Origin of the sequence: Streptomyces sp. NPDC093586 (assembly GCF_044764905.1) — a bacterium.
Classification (GTDB): Bacteria; Actinomycetota; Actinomycetes; order Streptomycetales; family Streptomycetaceae; genus Streptomyces.
This window is the reverse complement of record NZ_JBIWJA010000111.1, coordinates 1-1,129: the sequence shown is the minus strand read 5'-3', so window position 1 is coordinate 1,129 and position 1,129 is coordinate 1. Positions and strand designations below refer to the sequence as shown.

The following is a 1,129-nucleotide window of genomic DNA, read 5'->3' as shown; positions in this document are numbered from 1 at the left end:
CTAGTGACCTGAGTCGGAGATTCGTCGTTGGTTCGGTATGAGTCGTCCGGGTCCGAAGATTCCGCCGTTGTCGGTGACCGATGCCCAGCGGGTCGTGCTGGAGGGCTGGGTGCGTCGCCGCACGACGGCCCAGGCTCTGGCCCAGCGTTCAAGGATCGTGCTGGAGTGCGCCGAGGGGCACTCGATCATGGAGGTGTCACGCCGGCTGCGGGTCAGTCCGGACACGGTCCGCACCTGGCGGCGGCGCTTCCTGGAACGCGGCCTGGACGGCCTGTGTGACGAGCCGCGGCCCGGCGTCCCGCGGAAGATCACCGACGCGGACGTCGAGCGGGTCGTCGTCAAGACCCTGGAGGAGAAGCCGAAGAACGCCACCCACTGGTCGACCAGGTCGATGGCGGCGGCCACCGGCATGTCGCAGTCGGCGATCTCGCGGATCTGGCGGGCGTTCGCCCTCGCGCCGCACCGCTCACAGACGTTCAAGCTGTCCACCGACCCGCTGTTCATCGACAAGGTCCGTGACGTCGTCGGCCTGTATCTCGACCCGCCGGAGAAGGCCCTGGTCCTCTGCGTGGACGAGAAGTCGCAGATCCAGGCCCTGGACCGGTCCCAGCCCGTGCTGCCGATGATGCCCGGCGTTCCCGAACGCCGCAGCCACGACTACGTCCGCGCCGGCACCACCACCCTGTTCGCCGCACTAGAGGTCGCCACCGGCAAGGTGATCGGCTCCCTGCACCGACGCCACCGGGCCGTGGAGTTCAAGAAGTTCCTGGCCAAGCTGGACAAGGAAGTCCCCGCGGAGCTCGAGGTGCATCTCATCCTCGACAACTACGTCACCCACAAGACGCCCGCCGTCAAGAAGTGGCTGCTGGTACATCCCCGCTTCCACCTGCACTTCACGCCGACCAGTTCGTCCTGGCTGAACCTGGTGGAGCGGTGGTTCGCCGAGCTGACGCAGAAGAAGCTCAGGCGCGGTGTCCACCGCTCCGTCCAGGCCCTCGAACGCGACATCCGGTCCTGGCTCGCAGACTGGAACGAGCACCCCAGGCCGTTCGTCTGGACGAAGACCGCCGACGAGATCCTCGACAAAGTCGCCGCCTACTGCCGACGAATCTCCGACTCAGGTCACTAG

At 67.0% G+C, this 1,129-nt stretch carries 1 protein-coding gene; it reads left to right on the top strand.

The window, feature by feature from the left end; all coding sequences use genetic code 11:
• Positions 1-37: 37 nt before the first annotated feature.
• The gene (locus ACIRFH_RS36640) at positions 38-1,129 is read left to right on the top strand and encodes an IS630 family transposase (protein ID WP_403530940.1); all 1,092 of its coding nucleotides are present in this window, start codon (positions 38-40) and stop codon (positions 1,127-1,129) included.

Excerpts from the sequence above, each read along its gene's own strand:
- ACIRFH_RS36640 (WP_403530940.1), top strand. The coding sequence starts at position 38 with ATGAGTCGTCCGGGTCCGAAGATTCCGCCGTTGTCGGTGACCGATGCC.